The 1,168-nt window shown below is 34.2% G+C and carries 1 protein-coding gene and 1 pseudogene; one reads left to right on the plus strand and one right to left on the minus strand.

Annotated features, from left to right (window positions below):
- Positions 1–684 (plus strand): annotated as a pseudogene (locus ACFILW_RS09865) (hypothetical protein); the annotation flags it as partial.
- A 48-nt stretch (positions 685–732) separates the two neighbouring features.
- Here the strand turns inward: ACFILW_RS09865 and ACFILW_RS09870 are convergent.
- Positions 733–1,168 (minus strand): antA/AntB antirepressor family protein (locus ACFILW_RS09870; RefSeq protein WP_375685739.1); only part of this gene is annotated, 436 nt, incomplete at its 5' end.

Here is a 1,168-nt window from a genome sequence, read left to right on the forward strand (position 1 = left end):
GTAGATCTTCTAGAAAAGGCTTTAAAGAAAAGCGATAAAGGCTACGCTAAAGAAAATATTATTCACAAACTCATAATGCCAATGAAGTGTGATTCCAATGACATTTCTATGGATAATTGTAATTTATGGTTAATAGATGAAAAGTTAGTTTTTCATGATTATTTAGCTTCTGACATCTCATTGAAAGCAATGCCTATTACAGGTTCTACAGAAGATAAAAGACCTGATATATGTGCCTTAAATGTATACGACACCCCTATATACGACAATCCTATTTTAATATCAGACGAACAGCCTATGCAATTGGCATCTCTTTTTATAATAGAAATTAAACGCCCAATGAGAGATGATGCACAATCGGGAGATAAAACAGATCCTATTAAACAAGTGTTTGATTATCTAGACGAAATTAGAAAAGGTAAAGTACAAACATTCGATGGTCGTCCTATAAAAGACTCTCTTGATATACCTGGTTATTGTTATATTATCTGTGATTTAACTGATAGTATAAGGAAATGTTGCAAAAACTCGAATTTAAGAATAACAGGTGATAACATGGGGTATTTTGGATATAACGAGAATTATAAAGCTTATATAGAAGTGATTTCATTTGATAAGCTTGTAGATAATGCCAAGAAAAGCCATCGGTTATTTTTCGATAAGATGAATTTGCCAATAAAATGATTTATCCCCTCCCCGCTTTTAAAACGGGGAGATGGATTGTGATTTAAACTAAGCGGCTTTCGTAACAGATTTTTCTAAGACCTGTTTTGCTTCTTTAATGAGAGCTTTGTATTTTCTGTTTTCTTCATCTACTCTGAAGGCATCAAGAAGACGAACATGAATTGGACCCAGAAGATACAAAACTTTTTCACCAGCGTTCATTCCCTCCCAATAGCTTGGCAAATCAAAACGGGTATCACGATCATAATCAACAGATTGGTTTCTCAGTTTCTTCTCACACTCAATAAAGTAACGACGTGCTTGACGTCCTTTCTCATTGCGTTCAACCATTGAGAGCTCTTTTGCCATGTCTAGAGTGAGATGATATTCTATTGCTGTAACAGCTCTAGATTTTGCGCTTCCCAATTTTGGGAACCGCAAATCTTGTGTTTTTATGAAATCTTTACCTTCTTCAAATGTATATTGATTAATACGATCCGTAATC

Source organism: Bartonella sp. TT110JLCBS, assembly GCF_042193405.1.
In the GTDB taxonomy this organism is placed as follows: domain Bacteria; phylum Pseudomonadota; class Alphaproteobacteria; order Rhizobiales; family Rhizobiaceae; genus Bartonella.